Genomic DNA, 19,799 nt, shown 5'->3' on the forward strand with positions numbered 1-19,799 from the left:
TTCTAATTAAAATGTTAAATTCATACCGAATGTATAGATCGCCGAGATAGGATAGATATTTTGATCAACTCCCATTTGCACTCTGTCCGTATTCATAATTTCAGGTGAGAAACCATGATATTTAAAGCTTGTCCAAGGGTTCTGTGCACTTATATATAGCCTTAGTTTAGTGATAGACATAGAATTTGTAAAGGCTTTTGGTAAGTTGTATCCAATCTGAACATTTCTAATTCTAATATAACTTCCGTTTTCTACATAGAAACTGTTCGGCAAAATAATAGCCTGGTCATTAGTAACCATTGAATAAGAATTCGATGTACCTGCACCTGTCCATCTGTTGTTATAGAAATCTAAATCCCAGTTTTCATTTCCGAAACGCTGTTCACGGTTGTAATTATAGATTTTATTACCAAATACTCCCTGGAAATCAATAGCAAAATCGAAATCATAGATATTCATATTCACACCAAATCCATAAGTTCCTTTAGGAATAGGACTTCCCAGGAATGTTTTATCTCTTGTGTCAATAATCCCATTTCCATCCAAATCTGCAAATTTAAATGCTCCCGGACGCGCCTGGTTCTGTGTTGGTGAAGCATTAACTTCTGCCTGACTCTGGAAAATTCCGGCAACCTGATATCCATAGTATGAACCAACCGCCTGACCTTCCTGAAGTCTGACAATAGAGTTACCAAATAAACTTACACCTGTTTCCAGATATGAACCTCCATATACTGAAGTAATTTTATTTTTCAGTCCTGTATAGTTACCATATACTCCAATACCAATATTTTCATTGATTTTAGTGTTATAATTTACAGAAACTTCAAATCCTTTATTATTGAAAGAGTAAGCATTGGTTACATAATTACGCCAGTTACTTGCTCCTGAAACTGTTCCCTGGAAAATTCCATATACAACATCTTTGGAATCCTTGTTAAAATAGGTAGCATCTACTTTTAATTTATTATTAAGTAAAGCCATTTCCAAACCTAAATCTCCACCGGATGTAGTTTCCCATCCAATAGTTGGGTCTATTATTTCATCAATAGTTTGTGCAGGATATCCTGTATTTCCATAATATGCTCCACCTGCAATACTTGAAACATTCAATGTATATTTCCTTGTTACGTTAGGGTTTCCTAATTTACCATAACTTGCTCTCAATTTTAAGAGATTAAACAGATTCTGCTCACTCATAAAATCTTCTTTGGAAACTACCCAACCTACACTTACAGCAGGGAAGAATTTGTATCTGTCATCTGTAGAAATCTGGGAAGTACCATCTCTACGGATTGAAGCATTCAAAAGATATCTTCCTTTGTAATCATAATTCAATCTTCCAAAGAATGATTCGATACGATACTGATCCTGATTAAGATTTAAATCAGGTCTATCATTGGTATAAATCAGAATATTGTTTCCATTGCTTATACTCAAAGATTCATTTGTTCCGTCATAAGGTACATTTTGCGCTTCGGAATAAATCTCTGAATAAGAGTTTCTCGTTCTGGAAAAACCTGCCAACACTTCAAAATTATGGCTTCCAAAACTTTTCTTCCATGTTAAAGTATTGTCCCAAACATAATTTCTATCTCTGGAATTTCTCGTAATGAGTTTTGTAGGCTTTTGATCTGAAACTGGAACATAGGTAAGAGTCGGCGTATATTCATACTTCGTTGTATTAATATTATCCGAAGTATAACTAACTCTCAAGGTAAAATCTTTCAGGAATTTATATTCTCCCCAAATATTATTCAATAGTCTTTCCTGTCTGGTCTGCGAACGGAATAGATCCAGTTTGGCTCTTGGGTTCGGAATAGAATATCCGTTGAAAAACTGATAATTTCCTGTTGCAGGGTTCATCGTTGAAAATATAGGAGGAGCAGTGTATGCATCTAGCAATGGATTCTGAGCTGCATCAGTTCGCATTTTCGAAAATGAAAAATTATTTCCGATTGTTATGTTATCAGTGATTTTATAAGTTAAATTCAGTTTTGTATTTAATCTGTTGAAACCACTTCCTGAATTAATTCCTCTTCCTGCAGCTAAATTACCTTCATCCTGCAGATTTCCAATACTTCCATAGTAATTAAGTTTCCCTAAGTTACCGGAAACTGAAAAATCATTTGAATTAATAATACTTGTTCTGAAAATCTCTTTAAACCAATTTGTGTCAGCAGGGAAATTCGATCTGCTTAGGAATTTTGTCGGATCAGTTACATTTTCATTTCTCAGCTTTTCATTATATAGCTCTATGTACTGATCGGAGTTAGCCATTTCCGGAACATTGGTAACTTTTTTAAAGCCCAGATATGAATTAAAATTAAAAACGGGTTTCTTTCCTCTACCCATTTTAGTTTTGATAATTACAGCTCCGTTAGAAGCTCTGGCTCCAAAAATAGCTAAACTTGAAGGATCTTTAAGTACACTCATGGATTCAATATCCTGTGGATTCAAAAATGAAATATCATCAGTGATCATCCCATCAACAATAAAAACTGTTTTTCCGGTAAGAGATCCAACTCCTCTGATATCTACTCTAGGAGAGCTACCAGGAGCTCCGGAATTCAAAATTTGAACTCCAGATAGTTTACCTTGTATTGAGCTTATTGGATTGGCATTAGGCTTATCTGCAAGGTCTTTTGCTGAAATGGTTCCGATACTTCCGGTCACATTCTCTTTTTTCTGAGATCCATATCCTATCAAAACTACTTCCTCAATCTTCTGCTCTTTGAGAGTATCTTTTGGAGTAGTCTGTGCATTGACGTTCATACCGAAGTACAAAACTGCAATGAGACATGAATACTTTAAATCACGTTGTTTCATATAGTTCAATTTTATTCGTACAATCTTAATTTTAACAATGTCCTCATTAGTGGAGTTATTTAAATTCTCAAAAAAAGACATTAGTCAAAAATAGAAAAAAAATCGAACATTGTTAATATATCTTAAAAATTAAAAAAAAATAAACAAATATTAAATAAAAAACTCAATAATTTAAATTTAGGTAATTAAATTACATTATAAATATAAATTTACAATAAAATATCCAATTGAAAAATCTTTATTTTTGACAAAATATTCACCAAACAGGTACTAAGAATTTAATATTTTGTTAATATAGTTATAGTGTTTACCTTTGGCGCAATATTTGAAAAAATAAGAAAAAAGAACAATGAAAAAATACATTATAGCAGCAACATTATTAATTGGAACCGGAACATTAATTTTTACCAGCGTCCAATCCTGCACAACAATGGCTACTTCTGACCTTGGTTTATCCATCATTAAAAGAGTTTTACTGAATGGTATAGATAAAGGAATGGGAATCTACAGCAATAAGGAAGCTTTCCTTCAAAATAATATGGTAGATAAAGCCCTGCCGAAGGAACTTAGAGATATCAACTCTACGCTTGAAAAAATTGCACCCTCTCTCGTAGCTAAGGAAAGAGATTTTATCGCTCAGGCAGCGGCTTATACTGTCAATACTTCAAAACCTATTTTACAGGGCGCAGTCAACAGTTTAAACGCACAGGATGTCACAAGAATCATCCAGGGTACTACAGCAACACAGATCTTAAAGGAAAAGACTTCCCAGCAGCTTGTTGCAGCAATCGCTCCAAAAGTGGATGAAAAGCTTAACGAATACGGAATTGCAAAAACGATCAATACAGCTCTTTCAGGAAGTAATCTTCTTGGAAGTCTTCTCGGAGGAAGCAACAGTAATGTGAATGCCGGAGGATTGAGTAAACTGGCCTCTGAACAACTGGTAAACGGACTGTTCAATATCATCGAGGATTACGAGCATCAGAATTCAAAGTCACTGCTTGGGCCTCTTGGAAAATAGATTTTTTTTCGCTATATTTATATATAATTTAACAACGGCAGATGGATATATTACAAGGAAATCAACACGCAAGCCCAGAGGAATTTTATACTTCTCTGAAGGAAAAACTGGAAGGTCACCACGACTTTCCTGAGGATTATTTATTTAAATTTATCATTCCCACAGACCAGGCAAAACTTACTGAAATTTACAAGGTTTTTGATGGTATTAAATTTACATTGGGAAACCGCGAAAGCAAAAACGGAAAATACACTGCATGCAATATCAATGCATTCGTTCTGGATTCAGATCAGGTAGTGAATATTTATAAGGAAGTCGCCAAAATAGAAGGCGTTATTCTGTTGTAAAAAAGAAAAAGTCAGCGTTTGCTGACTTTTTTATTTGTATTATTTTTCAATAAAGAATTTCACATTTTCAATAGGTCTTCCCAGCATGGCAACAGACCCTTTGATCAGGATAGGTCTCTGTATCAGGGAAGGATTTTCAGACAGGATCCTGATCCATTCTTCTTCAGAATAATTTTTATCGGCATAATTTTCCGTGTACAGCTTGTCTGTTTTGCGGATCATATGAAATACGCTCTGATTCAGCTTTTTCAGTACTGTTTTGATCTCCAGAACGCTCAGCGGATCATCCACAATGTTGATGATCTCGAAAGGAACACCGTTTTCATCAAGATACTCAAGTACAGCATTCGATTTAGAGCAGTTTCCGTTATGTAAAACCTTAACCATCATAATGTAATCATTTAAAATTAAACTCCTTCCATCAAATTTAGGAAGAAATGAATTGAAAGCTGTCTTAAATTCTGATAAAAATTTGTTAAAACAAACCGTTCAGTTCTGCTTCGATCTTTTCAAGAATAAATCCAAAATCCTCTGGTTTTTCTACAAAGTCCAGATCATCAACTTCAATTACCAGAAGCCTTCCTTCTGTATAATTGGAGATCCATTTCTCATATTTCTGGTTCAGTTTAGAAAGATATTCAATGCTGATTGATGCTTCATATTCCCTTCCTCTTTTATAAATTTTCTTCACAAGATTAGGAACATCAGATTTTAAGTAAATTAACAGATCCGGTGCAGAAACAAAAGATTTCATCAGTCCGAAAACAGATACATAATTATTAAAATCCCTGTCCGAAAGAAGTTTCATATCATTCAGGTTTTCTGCAAAAATATGGGCATCTTCATAGATCGTACGGTCCTGGATAATATTTTTGCCGCTTTCCCTGATCTCTTTCACCTGACGGAATCTGCTTCCTAAAAAATAGATCTGAAGTGCAAAGCTCCACTTGCTCATATCTGCATAAAAATCTTCAAGATAAGGGTTATGATCTACATCTTCAAACTGTGCATCCCATCCGTAATGCTTCGCAAGCATCGTGGTCAAAGTGGTTTTTCCGGCTCCAATATTTCCTGTAACTGCAATATGCATTCTCCTAAGTATTTTTTTATTAATTGAGGGCTAAACACCTGCGGCCTGAACCTCGGAAGTTTCTTCCATCAGCTTCTGTAAAGTATTATCAGGAGCTTTTTCGGAAGATTCTTTCTTTTCTCCGTCAGTTTTCTTCACTTCTTCTCCAATTGTTTGTTCAGATGGAGGTTCTGTGGCTGGCGGTGCAGTTTCCTGCTTGGTTTCGGGTTCCGTCTGCTGTTTAGTTTCTTTTATTTTTTCAAGATTGTAAAGATAAAGTTTGTTCGCTTTGATTTCAAAATAAGAGAGGATGTTTTTATCCACAATTTGTGCCTCTTTATCTTCAAAAATTTTAACCATCCCTTTTTCAGGATCATATTTTGAAATTGTGTTGTCTGCTACTACTAGAATAACTTCATTTTCTCTTCTGAATCTTTTCCCGTTTTCAAGGGGGGCTTCAAAAAGTTTTTCAAATTTCAGCGAATATACCCTGATGTGTTTTCTGGTTAAAATGTATACTTTATTCTCAAATACCAGCAGATCCATAAGATCATCAAAACTGATATCGAAGGGATAAGAATTAATGGTTGTATCATTTCTGAAATTGTACTGGATCAAACGTTTTGTGCTGTCATCCAGAAGCCATAACTGCTGAAGGTCTTCCGCATAGGCCATTTTAATGAACCCGAATTTCTGCTTAAAATCAATCCTCTGGATTTCGTTCATATTCTGGTCCACAAATTTCATTTCCTGTGCATTTTCAGAAAACAAGGGAACGCTCAGAGGGTTCTGGACGGTCTGTACTTTATAGGGAACCGTCAGCATCATTTTCCCGAGCTGTTTCCCTAAAGAATCGTACTTGGTAAAGCTGAAGTCTTTATTTTTATAGATGTATAAATTCCCGTAATCGTCTGCCAGCATGTCTTTGGCTTCCTTCAGTTTCAGCGTATCCAAAGGAAGGGATTTCTGTGCGGCAACGGTACAGAAAAGGAAAAAGAATATTATGTTGAAAAACTTCACTCTGCTTTTTTAATGAGGTCAAGATACTGAAAAATAATTTCATCCAAAAGAGGGCCAAAACTAATGGAATTATCTTTAATATTAATATAGGATTGAAATAACTATACGAACTTAATCTTTTAACTAAAAATAGCGCCCCTGAAGAACGCTATATATTTTAAATTAATCAATTGAATTATTTGATCAGAACTTCATAGATCTTAGACCAGTTTTTACCTGTTACAAGCATGTTATCACCTTTGAAAGCAATACCGTTCAGTACATCATCACTTCCTTTGGTGTTTTGCTTGGCAATATCTGTAAAATCAAATGTACCTACTACCTCTCCTGTTGCAGGATTGATTTTTAATATAACAGGTTTCTGCCACACATTCGCATAGATAAATCCGTTGTGATACTCCAGTTCATTCAATTGGTCATAAGCCTGTGAGCTTCCCGCTACAGCAATATATTTGATCAGTTTTGAAGGATTATTGGCATCAAGGAAATATAAAAGCTTACTTCCGTCTGAAGCAATCAGGTTTTTCCCGTCATAAGTTAGCCCCCAACCTTCACCTAATACGTTCGGATAAGGAAATTCAGACAAAAGTTTTAAAGAACTTTTATCATAGATATACCCTTTTTTGCTTTGCCAGGTTAACTGGTATACTTTATCTCCTACAATCGTGCTTCCTTCGGAGAAATCTTCCTGAGCCTGTTTTGTAGAAGCCAGCGGTGTGGTAGTTCCCAATGTATATTTCAGGATCTGTGAAGAACCGTTCTGACCATCACTTTCATAGATAGTATTCCCTTCAGCCTGGAAGCCCTGAACAAAATTCTTCGGATCATGCGGATATTCTGCTACGATCTGGTAAGTAAGGTTTTTTTCAGGATTTTTTGCAAATACATTGATGGTTGCATCCTGGTTCAGTACTTTTCCTCCTTTAGTTTTGATATTAAAAGTAACCGCGTTATCACCTAATGTAAAAAATTTAGGATCAACGGTTAAACTTGAAGTTTCTTTATCTCCAAAGCTGATGCTGATACTTTCTGCATTCTCCGTCACCTCTTTCGGAAGCTCTAGTTTATCACCGAAATGATATCCTTTCTCCGTCATTGAATTATTATACTCATTCAGAGTGTTCAGGATCTTCTCATCTTTGTTACAAGATGCCAGCATCAAAACCACTGCTAAACCTACTATTATATTTTTTTTCATTGAATTTCTAAATATTTCCCCAAAAATAGCAAATTTTATTCCGTATTGCCAATATTATCCACAGACTGTCCAAATTGTAATATATAACCGTTGTTATCATATACTGCAAACTCTCTCATATCCCATTCGAAAGTCTCAATTTCATAGCAGACTTTTGCTTTGGTTTTAAGGTCTTCCCAAAGATCATCAACGTTGTCCACATTGAAATAAAATGATCCTGTAAAGCCTGTTCCGTTTGGTTTTTCATATTCATTTTGGGAAAGCATAATCTGTACTTCATCTTTACGGATCGAAGCCCACTGCCAGTCATCATTTCTTCCCATTAGAGTAAAGCCGAGGATCTGGGTATAAAACCCTATTGTTTCGTCCATATTTTCAACCCAAAGTATGGGACGAAGTGCTGTAAATGTTGTCATGGTTTCAGAGATTCAAATGTATTTTTATTAATTTTCATATTAACGGAAAGCCATAGTTCGTTGTCGATACATACTTCGCTCAAAACTTCCGGATCAATTTCAAAGCCTACTTTTTTATAGCATTCAATTGCCCCGGCATTCCAGTCGTAGACATTAAGTTCTGCTGTTTCTCTGTCAAAATAATTAAAGCCATATTCCAGCAGTTCCTTCATAATCTTCTTTCCGTAACCTTTTCCTCTGTTATTTTCATCCCAAATCAGTATTCTTCCAAGCAGAAAAGTATTTTCTTTCAAAAAAATCTGGGCATGACCGATGACATTTTGCTCCGATGCATCAAGAACCCTGAACATATATCTTTTTTCGTTTTCCAGATCACTTTCCAGCTGTTCTTCTGTAAGCGGAAAATGATAGGCAGGTCCGGCAAACTGAAGAAGCATTCTTTTGTCTTTTATTTTAGAGATCAATTCAAAACTATCTTCTATGGTAAAAGGCAGCAGTTGTATCATATGATTTATTTTTCCAGATATTCTTTCATGCTTTGTCCTATAATACCATTCCAGCCGTCAGTAAAGCTTTTCCTTGAAAAACTTTCACCCAAACCATCGAAACCTTCAATATTCTCATGTGTCAATGTTACCAACGTACCGTTATCCTCTGCCTGAAGCTCCCATGTTATGGTAGTCACAGCATCTGAAAATTCCGGATAAGACCAGGTGTGTTTTAATTTTTTATTGGGAATAATTTCCAGAATGCGGCCCTGATGGTGATATTTTTTAGCTTCACCCGGTTCATAGAAATTAAATTCTTTTCCGGTTTCCAACACAAAATCCTGGATATCAAAATACCAGGATTTCATTTCATTTTTATCGGTTAATGCATTCCAGACTTTTTCTGCCGGAGCATTTATTTTGTACTGAACAGTGATTGGTGTATTCATATATCAGATTTAATTTACAATTTAACTGTGGGAAAATCCTGTGATCTTTGCTTCATCAAAATCCAGCTGCATTTCAATGGTTCTCATAACATGGTCATCAAAAATCTTCTCCTTTTTCATCCTGTGCAGCTCATTTCTCTGAGCCTGGATAATCTGGCGGAGCACATCTTTATTTTCATTAATGGCATTCACATAATCTCCTGTGGAAGCCATACACTGGGCTTTATCTGCCATGAGCATCATTTCGGTTTCCAGTTTATGCTTCTGATGACGTACCAAGGTATTTTTTTCTGCAAGATCCGAAAAATCATTTTCCATTTTGTGCAGAGCTGTTTCCTTCAGTTTACGCATCAGGATCACTTCCTGTTTTTCTTCAGGCAATTCGCTTCCGGCATCGTCTATCTTTAACCATTTCAGTATTGGAGCCAGAAGAAGTCCCTGTCCTACCAGCGTGATCAAAATGATAACGAAAGTTACAAATAAAATAATATTACGGTGCGGAAAAGCTTCCCCATTTGGTAAAAAAGCAGGAATTGAAAGGGCTGCTGCCAGCGAAACTACCCCTCTCATCGCTGCAAAACTGATAATAAAAGGTTCCCTCCAATCAGGTTTCGGAACTTTTAACCTCAATTCTTTTGAGCAGAGTCTCGGGAAATACATGACAGCATAACTGTACAGTATTCTGGTAAAAATAATGACACCCCCAATTACCACACTATAAAAAATCCCTTCTGAGATGGTGTAATCTTTCATCGCGGCAACAACTACAGGAAGCTCAAGTCCGATAAGGATAAAAATAATGGTATTCATCAGGAATATAAGGACACTCCATACATTTCCTGACTGTATTCTTGAGGTATGGCTTAAATAACAGTGAGAGTTATAGGACATTAAAAGACCACCTGCAACTACTGCCAACACACCTGAAAAATGAAAATGTTCTGCACCTATATACATAATATACGGAATAATCAGCGTAATTACCGTATCAATATTGGAGTTGGAAGGAATAATTCTCAATAAAGCTCCAAATAAAAGTCCTGCGGCAACACCAACCGCCACTCCGCCTACAGCCATCAGAAAGAAATCCTGAATAGCATCTCTCCAGATAAACTGCCCTGAAATTACAGCTGCCAAAGCAAATTTAAAGACAATTAAACTGGAAGCATCATTAATAAGACTTTCGCCTTCCAGAATACTGGTAATTTTTTTAGGGATCTTCATATGTTTCAACACTGAAGTAGCTGCTACTGCATCAGGTGGAGAATTTACTCCTCCAAGCAGGAAGCCCATTGCAACGGTAAGCCCCGGAATAATGGAAGATGAAAGATAAGCTACTACAACCGAAGTTAAAAACACAAGTCCGAAAGCCATTGAAAAGATCTGTTTTCTCCATTTGTGAAAATCCTGCCACGAAGTAAACCATGCGGCTTCAAAAAGGATGGGAGGAAGGAAAATAAGGAATACAAGATCAGGCTCTATTTCAATATGCGGCATTCCCGGGATCAGACTGATCAGGAGACCGGCAATCACAAGGAAGATAGGATAAGCCACTTTCAGCTTCTGCCCTATCATCACCAATATCATTACAGATAACAGGACTGCAATGGATATGATAACATAACTGTGAATCATTTTGATTTTGGTTTTTTTAAGTTGTTTTTTGGTTTTGGTTAAACTTAAAGGTGTTAACATTCAGATAAAACTGAACCTTTTATTACTTTTCTAAAGTACAATATTGTTCTTTGGAGTAATGGCTGGCGGAAGATCAGATTCATCCAGCATATCTCTCATATCAATCTCTATGGTACGGCTGATCTGGGTGATCGGTACATCGTTCGGGCTTCCTTCAAAAGGATTTACAGAAGCTTCACCTACACTGTCCAGCGTATGGAAACACCAGGTTACCATTAATGAAAACGGAATATTAAACCATATGGTCCAGCCTTCCAAAAGGGTTCCTTCACCTAACTTATCCAGTTCTTTCAATAATCCAAAAGGAACAAAAAGAATAAACAACAGCAAAAGATAGGTTGTGATGGATGAAAAATTTCTGGGATAGGGAAAGTTCTTAATTCTTTCTGCTTTTCCCTGATCATCAGTAAATTTTACAAGTTGCTGGTTAATCTGTGTCCATTGAAAATCGTTGATATCTCCTCTCGCATAAGCTTCTGACAATTCCTTGCTCTGACTTGCCATCAGCTGTGTGGCTCTGTTTTTTTTACTTAAAATATATTGAAGTTCTGTTTCGGATATGTATTTTTTCAGCTCATCATCCAATTGGACCAGCCTCTCCGGAATATCGTATTTCTTAGCATACTCATCGTATTGGGCAGTCCCCATATTCTCCCAGGCTCTGGGCTCTCTTAACTGGAAACGGAGTGCCGTAAGCCATGCGTAATGACGCAAAAACATCTCTTTTACTTTTCCCGGATTTTTTGCAGAAAGAGAATCTCTCAGAATATACCCGAAACTACGGCTGTCATTGATGATTGCACCATAAATCTGTCTTGCCTCCCAAAGCCTGCTATAGCTGGCATTATTTTTAAAACCTACAATAAAAGCGACTGCAGTCCCCAAAATAGCAATAGGCTGCCAGGGAACGGAAACGAATTTCCAGCCTAAAAAATATAATACAGTGGGTATTGCTGCCAATATCGTTAAAACATAGATACTGCGTCTTGTCCAGGTGGCGAACTCAAGCGCCCCAAATCTCTTCCCTGAATGCATATGTGTTTATTTGTTTAATGGTGTATTGATTCTGCTTTCTAAACTAACAGTTTTCTCCTTCATCAATGCATCCGGCAAGGACTGCTAATATTAATTTTTATTAAAAGGAATATTATTATAAAAACCAATCTGGATCTGCCCGCGGTTTTTGTTTTCCTGGATCTGGTTCATATAACCGGCTTCTATCCTCATGTTTTTATTGATGACATATCCTAAAGCTCCATATACCCTGTTTCTATCGAAAACCGGACTGTCAAAATGCAGGAAAATCTCATTATATACTGAAGCATACAGAGATTTCGGCAGCATTTCTTTCTGAGTAATAGGGATATTAAGGCCAATCATATAACGGAATCTCATCCTGAAATCATCCTGCAGAAAACGTTCTTCCAAACGGTATCTGTGCTGCAGATTAAAACGTCCGAATTTCTGTTTTGTAATAAACTGCTGGAAAATCCTGTGTTCAATATTCTCCTTTTTTTCACTGTTTACATAAGGCTGGCTTAAAATAAAACCGTATCCCAACAAAACATTATTGTTGTTTTCAGTCAGGTCATATCCTATTCCTGTACGGATCAATAATTGTTCAAGATCTCCTGCCGCATCAAAGTTTCTGTATTGAATTTCGTTGTGCCAGTTCAGCTTTTTGCTGATCTTATTATTTCCAAAATACATATACCACGCTCCCAAATCATTTTTCTGCGCAAACGTAGTTATTGACCCCAGACTCAATACTGTAAATACCAGCTTCGTAAAGACCTTTCTCATAAATTCAATTACTATTATCTATCGTACACAACAAAATTAATAATTTAAATCAATAATAACAAACATTATTAAATGAGAAAGGTATTTAAAGATTTTGGGTTGAAAATATTTTAAATTCAGAACTTTACGGAAGTTATGCTTTTATTAGCCAGGAATCTGTTCTATCAGAATATCATTTTCCCCTTTATCAAAATAAGTACATGTCATAGCATTCAGATCCAGTTTCCAGCCTTCCACTCCATTTTCCGCACAGTCGTTACAGAATGTAAGATAATCTGTCCCACCTTGCTGATGAAGTTTTAATCTTGTTTTAAAGTGCTCTAAATTCAAATTTTCCGAAACGGACAGTTCATCATATTTCTTTCCGGAATTTGCTGTTTCATTATCCGTATCAAAATATTGAGTATTTCCGTTAGCGACATACACCGTATATTTTGAAACTCCTAAATTTTTGATGGCCTGAATATATTTGGGAAAGTCAGCACCGCTTTTTACTTTTTGGTGTTCTGCTTTGATCTGTTCAATTGTAAATTTCATCTCTGTTTATTTTTTTATTTTGTTATAATTTGTCACTTTCCTCAAAATTAAAAATTTTCGGAATGCAAAAATAGGATAAAATAAAAACCAGCAGATACTTCTGCCGGTTAGTTTTAACTATATTTCGTATATAAAATATAAATCTTAAGGGTGCTGCTGCATTTTCGCAGGATCATCATAGTTTACCATCCAGTTGATATCGAATTTATCGGTAAACATTCCGAAATAAGCTCCCCAGAAAGTATCTGCCATAGGCATTGTTACCTGTCCGCCAGCAGAAAGACCACCGAATAGTTTATCTGCCTCTTCTTTAGATTCTGCATTTACAGAAATAGAGAAATTATTTCCTGCTTTGTAGTTAGAAGCCCATTCGCCGCCTGTATCACTTCCCATTAAAGTAGTTTCTTTTGAAATTGGAAGAGAAACATGCATAATTTTGTCTTTGTCTGCTTCAGAAGTTTCTTTGCCTTCCATAGGAGGCATTTCCCCGAAAGTTCCGATGTAAGGATATTCTCCTCCGAAAACTGATTTATAAAAGTCGAATGCTTCTTTGCAGTTTCCATTAAATGTTAAATAAACGTTTACTGATGCCATTGATTGTTTTTTTTATTAGTTAGGTTTTAAAAAGTTTCTGTTTAAGGTTTTTCAGATAATTCTTTTAATCTGGAAAGTCCTTTCTGGTAATCTTTTCCAATAGCATCTTCCATGTTCATAAATAGTTTCATTACCGTGAAGGGATAAGGTATTTTTGATGTGAATCCCCAGGTGGCCTTGCTTCCGCTGCCTTCGGGTACAATTTTTACATAAGCATTGGCTTCACTTTCATAAGGTGTTAAAAATTTGATCTCAGTATCAATTCTTTTACCGGCAGCATCTATTTTTTTCACTTCCTGACAACCTTTTCCTGCAGCATCTTTTTCACTGTCCCAGCACACTTTTTCACCAGGCTGTCCGGTAGTTCCGATCCAGTCTTTTTTCATTGCAGGATCAAGGTCATTCCACGGGCTCCACTGATCCATTGCTCTCAGTGTATTGGTATTTTGCCATACTTTTTCAGTTGGCGCATTGATTGTTATTGATTTTTCGTAGACACAGTCTCCCGGAACAAAAGCGGCTACTACCATCCATAAAATGAGGATTGAAGCCAGAACAATAATAATTTTTTTCAATATTTTCATAAACAATAATTATCTGTGTTGGTCAATTAAAATCATGTTTCCATCCGGATCTTTCAGGAAAATATGTTCAGGTCCGGAAGTGGTTTCATCTGCAGATTTATCTAGCTCGATTCCATTTTCTTTTAAGTGCTTCTGAATAATACGTACATCATCAAAAGATTCCAGATTCTGGGCATTTTCATCCCATCCCGGATTAAAGGTAAGCATATTACCATCAAACATAGCCTGAAACAGACCAATCAAAGTACTTCCGTTCTTCATGATCAGATAATTCTGTTCCATATTTCCGCCCATAGCGGTAAAGCCTAATTTTTCATAAAAATCCTTGGATTTCTGAAGATCTTTTACGCTTAAACTAATAGAAAATACTCCTAGTCTCATATTTTTTTTGTTTTTAAAGCTAATTTACTTCCGGCAAATACCAGTGTCCATACAAGAATCCCTAAGATCCAGAACCAGATCGGGGTTGGAAGGGAAAACATCATATAGATTGTTATCAACAGAAAAATAACCCCACAGACAGCTGCCGAAGTGTGTTTTCCATTATTTGCAATCTTTGAAGCTGTAAATCCTGAAACAAAAGCTGCCAATGCATATCCTATGATGACAAAGAAAAGGGCCATAAAAGGAGCCTGAGCTACATATTCTTTCATAGCTTCCATATCACCGCTTGCAGCTGCAGCAGGAGGCGGATACAGGCTATGACCTATTTTTTCAACAATGGTGATACAGATTATTCCGGCAATAAGCCCGGCCGGGACAGCTAATATTCGTCTTAACATGGTTATTGGTTTTTTAAACGGGTTTTGAAGTCCAGTGTTCCGTCATAACTTTTCCAATCTCCAATAAGCTCTATATACTGGCCTTCTATTTTTTCAGTTTTCTTATTCCATCTGAAGGTATAGATGAATTTACCTTTAAAAGTACCGGAATGTTTTCCTTTAGGTTCTTCAGCCAGTTCATAATCACCGAATACAACTCCTTTTCTTTTGGCATCTCTGTACTTTGTGATGGTAATTTTACCTTCGTATTTTGCATAGTTGTCATCTACAAGAGAATAACCGGAAATAAAATATTCCTGATCATTTTTTTTATTCTGTTCAGAAATATTGACTTTAAGTTTAAGCGGCTGACCGCGGTCTCCTATTGTTCCGGTATAAGGCTTGCTGTTATTCAGCCAGACATTGGAAATATCCGGCATCTGCCCCCATGCAAAATTGCACGCAAGAATGAGGATCCATAAAAGTTTTTTCATAGTGTGTAATGTTTAAACGCCAAATTGGGACAGGTGATGGTTCAGATGTTTTGCAAACATATTGTTCCATTCCTGTGAACTTAATTTACCAAAAGAGAATGATTCTTTCCCGTCAAAAGCTTCTGCTCCCAACTGCTGTGTTTTCTGAATAAAACCGATCAGCCTTCTTTTCTCTTCATCAAAATTCTTTCTTCCGGAAATTAAAAACTGTGGAGCTGTAGGGGAATCTCTCGGATACGCTTTCTCTCCAACAACTTTAGGCTTTACAAAAGTCTTTAAAATAAATTTAGCAATAGATCCCGGTTTTTTATGTTTTTCAGGCTCATACACCATTTCATAGGACACGCTGCAATGTGCAAGCATCTGGTCAACCGTCATTTTCCCCCATAAACCGTGGGTGTCCTCTACCAATTTATTTATCCTGTCAATATAGTTCTGAGCATCTTTCGCATCAAATACATTTTCCATAATATGTCTAATTATCTGAAAGCAAATATATCAGTTTTTTCTTTTTGATTTTATAGGGTAGTGAAAAAAGTGGTGACGTGTTTTCCTGATACGGGATATGGGGTTCTGAATATGAGTTACGAGTTGCTGGCTGCTGGTTTATCAGTTATTGGTTAAGAATAATTTGAATAAAACTGAATTTTAACACCTATGTATTACAAATAATTTACTACTAAGCTTTAAGGTTTTCAAACATCTTCAACCTCCGGTGGTACAGCTTTTTTAAAAATAAACCAAAGTTTGATTTTCAAAGCAATCCAGCCAAGAATGGCATAAATTACAAGCAGAATGCTTAAATGTTTCAGGTAAGGAAAAGTAAGCTCTACCGAACCTTTCTGGATCAGTAAAATTTTAAAAGCCTGAAGGAATGGAGTCAGGGGAATAATGTTGGCAATAAACTGTACAAAAGCCGGCATTGCACTTAACGGCCATGTAAATCCGCTGATAATAAACGCCGGTGAGGCAATGACCATCAGAATCTGGGTTGCTTTAAGCGCATCGGGAATCAATATGCTGATGAATACTCCTAAAAATGAGGCCGAACCTACAAATACTGCTGTGAGAAGTATAAAATTGAGTATTCCTTCCGGCATAGGAACCCTGAAAATCATGTGCATAAAATAATAGACACATACAATCAGTATTGAAAATACCCAGATGGGGATCACCTTAATGAGCATGGTTGGAAAAGCCCATTTTTTCATCTTAAAGTATTCTTTTACGAATGAGCCTCTTTCAAACTCAGCAGCAAAGCTTACAGCCATTGCAAGAAGAATTACCTGCTGCAGAACCACAGCCAGCATCGCCGGCCACATGAAAATAAGATAATTTCCGGTGGTATTGAAAAGGGTAATATAATTCGCTTTGAACGGTTCATATTGTGTAGCTGCCTTTGTTGCAGGCATTCCCGCCTTCTGTAAAGCTTTAATGGAAGCTCCCGCAGAAAATGTCCCTATAGTGAGCTGGAGAGCCTTGGATGCAAAATTGGCGGTAAGAACGTTTCCTGTATTGATATAGACATTCAGTTCGGGGTATTTTTTCTGGAGCATTTCCGCCTCAAACCTTGCCGGAATAATAACTACAGCTGCCGCTTCATGCCTGATGACTTCATCTTTTATGCTTAAAGGTTCCTGAGCATATTTAATGATGCTGATGCTTTTATTATCATCCAGCATGTCCGTAAGCTGGCTCGATAAAGGAGTATTATCTCTGTCGATCACAAGTACCGGCGTATTTTCCACTTTTCCGCTTTTGTATACAAAGCCCAACAATGTGGCATAAAATACCGGGGCCAGAAAAAATACGGTCCTCAGAGTAGAATTGCCTATGAAAAGTTTGAATTCTCGTTTTAAAAGCCGGAAAAATTCTTTCATAATTTATTTCAGGATAACGTTAGCATTTACCAGTATACTTTTAGCCTTGTTCATATCTGCCGGTTTTACTTTGATCTCGTAAACAGCATCCTGCAGCTGGTAATCAGGATAGGCAGTTGTGATATCTGCATATCTTGTCAATTGTTTGATATAGACAACAGTTCCGGTCAGGGTTTCTTTATTATAAACTATCTGCATATTAACCTCCTGTCCTTTTTTATATTTTGAAATGGCACTTTCAGGAACGGTAAATCTGAAATAGGTACTTTCGGGAATATATCCGTTGAACAAGGCAAAACCGGCCGTAGCCAATTCCCCGGTATTCAGGCTGATGGTTTCTATCTCCATATCGTTGGTAGCAATAATATACCTCTCGGAATAAGCCACATTGGCTTCCTGAAGTGCTCCTTTGGCCTGTGAGGCCTGCCCTGCAGCCATTTCCACTTTTTCGAAGCGGGTTCCTCTCTGTACATCATCCAGTTCGGCCACAACGGCATCATACTGGGCTTTTGCTCCCTGAAGCTTGGCATACACCTCATCGTATGCCTGTGGGGACATAAGACTGTCTCGGTACATATTATTGGCTCTTTTAAAGGATTTCTGAGCAAATTCATATTGTTCCTTCAAACCTTTATACTTGGCCCTAAGCTGTCTTAACTGATCTGCCGTAGCTCCGTTTTTAGCCATCTGCTCCTGGGCGGCTGCAGCACTTACCGCACCCTGAGCCTGGGCAATTTTTGCAGAAACTTCCGGCACATCGAGCAATGCCAGTGTATCGCCTTTTTTCACAGTCTGCCCTTCACTTACATATATTTTCAGGATTCTTCCGGTTACTTTTGGAGCAAAAGAGATGACATCTTTTTTAGTTTTACCTTCTGAATCATTAAGGTTTTCTTTTTTCTGACTGCAGCTCCCCACTATAAAAAGAGCAGCAAAGGCTATGAATATGTTTTTATGCATCATTTTAAAGATTAGGGATTAATAAAGTTTGGTAATATCAAGTTCCTGAGTCGATCTCATCAGCTCTATTCCGGCTCTTCGCTGGTTAAACAGAGCATTCTGGTATTCCAGTTCTGCCATTTCAAGATCGTTTTCCGCATCAATAAGCTGTGAAGATTTGCTCATTCCGTATCTGAATTCTTTTTCGGCCTGAACGAGAGCATTTTTAGCCAGTTCTTTTTCTTTGGCCTTCAAGGCAATCTGAGCAGTCGCTATATCGTAATTGGTTTGATTATTAGCCAGATTCAAAGTCAGCTTTTTAAGAGCATCTTCTTTTTTGTTCTGAAGAACTTCCTTTCCTACTTTTGCAGTTTCTTCTGCATGTTTTCCTTCTTTTCCGTCAAAAATCTCCCATTTAAAACCTACTCCGGCTGTGAATAAGGGAAGAATGTTAACGTTGGTAGGTCTCCAGTCCAGTTTCGCTCCTTCATAACCTAAAGCCGGAACTGCGGGAATCACATTTTCTGATGTTTTGATACGGCTTCCGTAAAGACCGATATAGTAAGCGGATGCCATCAATTGCACTTTTGGGATCATCCAGGTTCTTTCGGCTTTTATTTTGTAATCTGCTGCCGTTATTCCATGCTCCAGCGCCCGGACTTCAGCTCTTTCTTCGATGCTCTTTTCTGATGATAAAAGTTCTACAGGAGAAAGTACAAGGTCAATCATTCTTAAACGTTCTTTACCAATTCCCGTTAAAATATAAAGCTGGGTAAGGAGAAGCTCTTTTTTACCCTCATATTCTACCATCCTGGCATTCAGAATGGCTTGGGCAAGTTCTATTTTTTTATGGTCGTAAGGAGTGATGAGACCGTAACCTAAAGCTTTATCTGCTGTTTTCCTATTGATATCCAGTCTTTTCTTACTTTCATCAAGTACTTTTTTAGACTGATGGATCAATGCCAGCTGGTCATACGCTTTGGAAATATTAGCTATTACGTCATCTTTTGTTTTTTCAAGGAGAATATCTTCGGAGATCTTCTTTTCTTCGTTGGCTTTTTTCAGGTATTTCACCTTTCCACCTGAATAAAGAAGCATTTTGGCATCTGCCTTGGCAATTCCGGAAAAACCGGAAACATTAAGATTATTATTAAAACTTCCCTCAGGAATATTAATAAAAGGAGCCAGGTTGATTTCGGGTGATGTTAGTCTTGCCGTTGCATTGAGATATCCGGCCTGTCCACTAACTTCCAGTGTGGGAAGAAAGATGTCTTTCAGTTTATGTCCGTCAAGGTCTGTGAGTTTGTTCTGCGTGATCTGCATTTTGAGATCGGAGTCACGAACCATGGCACTGTCTAAAAGTTCCTTGAAGTCCGGCGCAGACTGTGCCCGGCAAAAAGCAGAGAAAGCCAAAAAACTAAACGCAAAAATCAATAAATTGTTTTTCATGGTTTATGTTTATAACAAATATAATGCAAAAATTTGTTAAATCATCGAAGATAAACCATTATAATAGTGAATTTAAAACAAGTTTAAAAAATGTTTAGCTTTAATCCTCTAGTTGTGATAAGGATGGAGAAGGTGTTTAATTTTAATTTGAGGAGTGTTTTAAATGAAAAAATTAAATTATGACGTATTCATCATTGTTTGCAATATTTACTTATGCTTAGTTTTA

At 36.9% G+C, this 19,799-nt stretch carries 23 protein-coding genes; 2 read left to right on the forward strand and 21 right to left on the reverse strand.

What is annotated here, in order from left to right; translation table 11 throughout:
* Positions 1–6: 6 nt before the first annotated feature.
* On the reverse strand, positions 7–2,829 hold the full coding sequence (locus tag ACQWU4_RS03925; protein WP_429934455.1) for a SusC/RagA family TonB-linked outer membrane protein: 2,823 nt from the start codon (positions 2,827–2,829) through the stop codon (positions 7–9).
* Positions 2,830–3,178: 349 nt separating this feature from the next.
* Here ACQWU4_RS03925 and ACQWU4_RS03930 point away from each other — a divergent pair, with 349 nt between their 5' ends.
* Together ACQWU4_RS03930 and ACQWU4_RS03935 are read left to right on the forward strand one after the other, a co-directional pair.
* The gene (locus ACQWU4_RS03930; protein ID WP_429934456.1) at positions 3,179–3,850 is read left to right on the forward strand and encodes a DUF4197 family protein; all 672 of its coding nucleotides are present in this window, start codon (positions 3,179–3,181) and stop codon (positions 3,848–3,850) included.
* Between the two features lie 41 nt (positions 3,851–3,891).
* A complete protein-coding gene (locus ACQWU4_RS03935) occupies positions 3,892–4,197 on the forward strand; it encodes a DUF493 family protein (RefSeq protein WP_429934457.1) in 306 nt (101 codons plus the stop codon).
* 39 nt (positions 4,198–4,236) lie between these two features.
* Here the strand turns inward: ACQWU4_RS03935 and ACQWU4_RS03940 are convergent, their stop codons facing one another.
* From ACQWU4_RS03940 to ACQWU4_RS04035, 20 genes are all read right to left on the reverse strand, one after another.
* Positions 4,237–4,587, reverse strand: coding sequence for an ArsC/Spx/MgsR family protein (locus tag ACQWU4_RS03940; protein ID WP_429934458.1), 351 nt, complete (start codon positions 4,585–4,587; stop codon positions 4,237–4,239).
* An 85-nt stretch (positions 4,588–4,672) separates the two neighbouring features.
* Positions 4,673–5,287, reverse strand: a complete 615-nt coding sequence (locus tag ACQWU4_RS03945; RefSeq protein WP_429934459.1) for a deoxynucleoside kinase — start codon at positions 5,285–5,287, stop codon at positions 4,673–4,675.
* Positions 5,288–5,317: 30 nt separating this feature from the next.
* A complete protein-coding gene (locus tag ACQWU4_RS03950) occupies positions 5,318–6,286 on the reverse strand; it encodes a hypothetical protein (RefSeq protein WP_429934460.1) in 969 nt (322 codons plus the stop codon).
* A gap of 175 nt (positions 6,287–6,461) precedes the next feature.
* Positions 6,462–7,484 (reverse strand): glutaminyl-peptide cyclotransferase, encoded by a 1,023-nt coding sequence (locus tag ACQWU4_RS03955; RefSeq protein ID WP_429934461.1) that lies wholly within the window; start codon positions 7,482–7,484, stop codon positions 6,462–6,464.
* A 35-nt stretch (positions 7,485–7,519) separates the two neighbouring features.
* Positions 7,520–7,900: a bleomycin resistance protein gene (locus ACQWU4_RS03960; protein ID WP_429934462.1), complete on the reverse strand. Its 381-nt coding sequence runs from the start codon at positions 7,898–7,900 to the stop codon at positions 7,520–7,522.
* Positions 7,897–8,406 (reverse strand): GNAT family N-acetyltransferase, encoded by a 510-nt coding sequence (locus ACQWU4_RS03965; protein ID WP_429934463.1) that lies wholly within the window; start codon positions 8,404–8,406, stop codon positions 7,897–7,899. Before ACQWU4_RS03965 ends, ACQWU4_RS03960 begins: the two co-directional genes overlap by 4 nt.
* A 5-nt stretch (positions 8,407–8,411) precedes the next feature.
* Complete coding sequence (locus ACQWU4_RS03970; protein ID WP_429934464.1) at positions 8,412–8,837, reverse strand: SRPBCC family protein; 426 nt, start codon at positions 8,835–8,837, stop codon at positions 8,412–8,414.
* 21 nt (positions 8,838–8,858) lie between these two features.
* On the reverse strand, positions 8,859–10,472 hold the full coding sequence (locus ACQWU4_RS03975; protein WP_429934465.1) for a Na+/H+ antiporter: 1,614 nt from the start codon (positions 10,470–10,472) through the stop codon (positions 8,859–8,861).
* 90 nt (positions 10,473–10,562) lie between these two features.
* Positions 10,563–11,567, reverse strand: a complete 1,005-nt coding sequence (locus ACQWU4_RS03980; RefSeq protein ID WP_429934466.1) for a bestrophin family protein — start codon at positions 11,565–11,567, stop codon at positions 10,563–10,565.
* A 90-nt stretch (positions 11,568–11,657) separates the two neighbouring features.
* Positions 11,658–12,335, reverse strand: a complete 678-nt coding sequence (locus ACQWU4_RS03985; protein ID WP_429934467.1) for a DUF2490 domain-containing protein — start codon at positions 12,333–12,335, stop codon at positions 11,658–11,660.
* Positions 12,336–12,479: 144 nt separating this feature from the next.
* Entirely contained in the window at positions 12,480–12,872 is a 393-nt protein-coding gene (locus ACQWU4_RS03990; protein WP_429934468.1) for a DUF1398 domain-containing protein, read from the reverse strand.
* 144 nt (positions 12,873–13,016) lie between these two features.
* A complete protein-coding gene (locus tag ACQWU4_RS03995; RefSeq protein WP_429934469.1) occupies positions 13,017–13,466 on the reverse strand; it encodes a VOC family protein in 450 nt (149 codons plus the stop codon).
* Positions 13,467–13,507: 41 nt separating this feature from the next.
* Positions 13,508–14,050, reverse strand: coding sequence for an SRPBCC family protein (locus ACQWU4_RS04000; RefSeq protein ID WP_429934470.1), 543 nt, complete (start codon positions 14,048–14,050; stop codon positions 13,508–13,510).
* A gap of 9 nt (positions 14,051–14,059) precedes the next feature.
* Entirely contained in the window at positions 14,060–14,431 is a 372-nt protein-coding gene (locus tag ACQWU4_RS04005; RefSeq protein ID WP_429934471.1) for a VOC family protein, read from the reverse strand.
* Complete coding sequence (locus tag ACQWU4_RS04010) at positions 14,428–14,832, reverse strand: hypothetical protein (RefSeq protein ID WP_429934472.1); 405 nt, start codon at positions 14,830–14,832, stop codon at positions 14,428–14,430. The genes ACQWU4_RS04005 and ACQWU4_RS04010 overlap by 4 nt, the downstream gene beginning before the upstream one ends.
* 2 nt (positions 14,833–14,834) lie before the next feature.
* A complete protein-coding gene (locus ACQWU4_RS04015) occupies positions 14,835–15,305 on the reverse strand; it encodes a hypothetical protein (RefSeq protein WP_429934473.1) in 471 nt (156 codons plus the stop codon).
* A gap of 12 nt (positions 15,306–15,317) precedes the next feature.
* Positions 15,318–15,773, reverse strand: a complete 456-nt coding sequence (locus ACQWU4_RS04020; protein ID WP_429934474.1) for a DUF1569 domain-containing protein — start codon at positions 15,771–15,773, stop codon at positions 15,318–15,320.
* A 227-nt stretch (positions 15,774–16,000) separates the two neighbouring features.
* The gene (locus ACQWU4_RS04025; RefSeq protein ID WP_429934475.1) at positions 16,001–17,185 is read right to left on the reverse strand and encodes an ABC transporter permease; all 1,185 of its coding nucleotides are present in this window, start codon (positions 17,183–17,185) and stop codon (positions 16,001–16,003) included.
* A gap of 3 nt (positions 17,186–17,188) precedes the next feature.
* Positions 17,189–18,145 (reverse strand): HlyD family secretion protein, encoded by a 957-nt coding sequence (locus ACQWU4_RS04030; RefSeq protein WP_429935075.1) that lies wholly within the window; start codon positions 18,143–18,145, stop codon positions 17,189–17,191.
* Positions 18,146–18,163: 18 nt separating this feature from the next.
* The gene (locus ACQWU4_RS04035; RefSeq protein ID WP_429934476.1) at positions 18,164–19,573 is read right to left on the reverse strand and encodes a TolC family protein; all 1,410 of its coding nucleotides are present in this window, start codon (positions 19,571–19,573) and stop codon (positions 18,164–18,166) included.
* Positions 19,574–19,799 lie beyond the last annotated feature (226 nt).

The sequence above is a fragment of the Chryseobacterium sp. MIQD13 genome (genome assembly GCF_050496705.1).
Classification (GTDB): Bacteria; Bacteroidota; Bacteroidia; order Flavobacteriales; family Weeksellaceae; genus Chryseobacterium.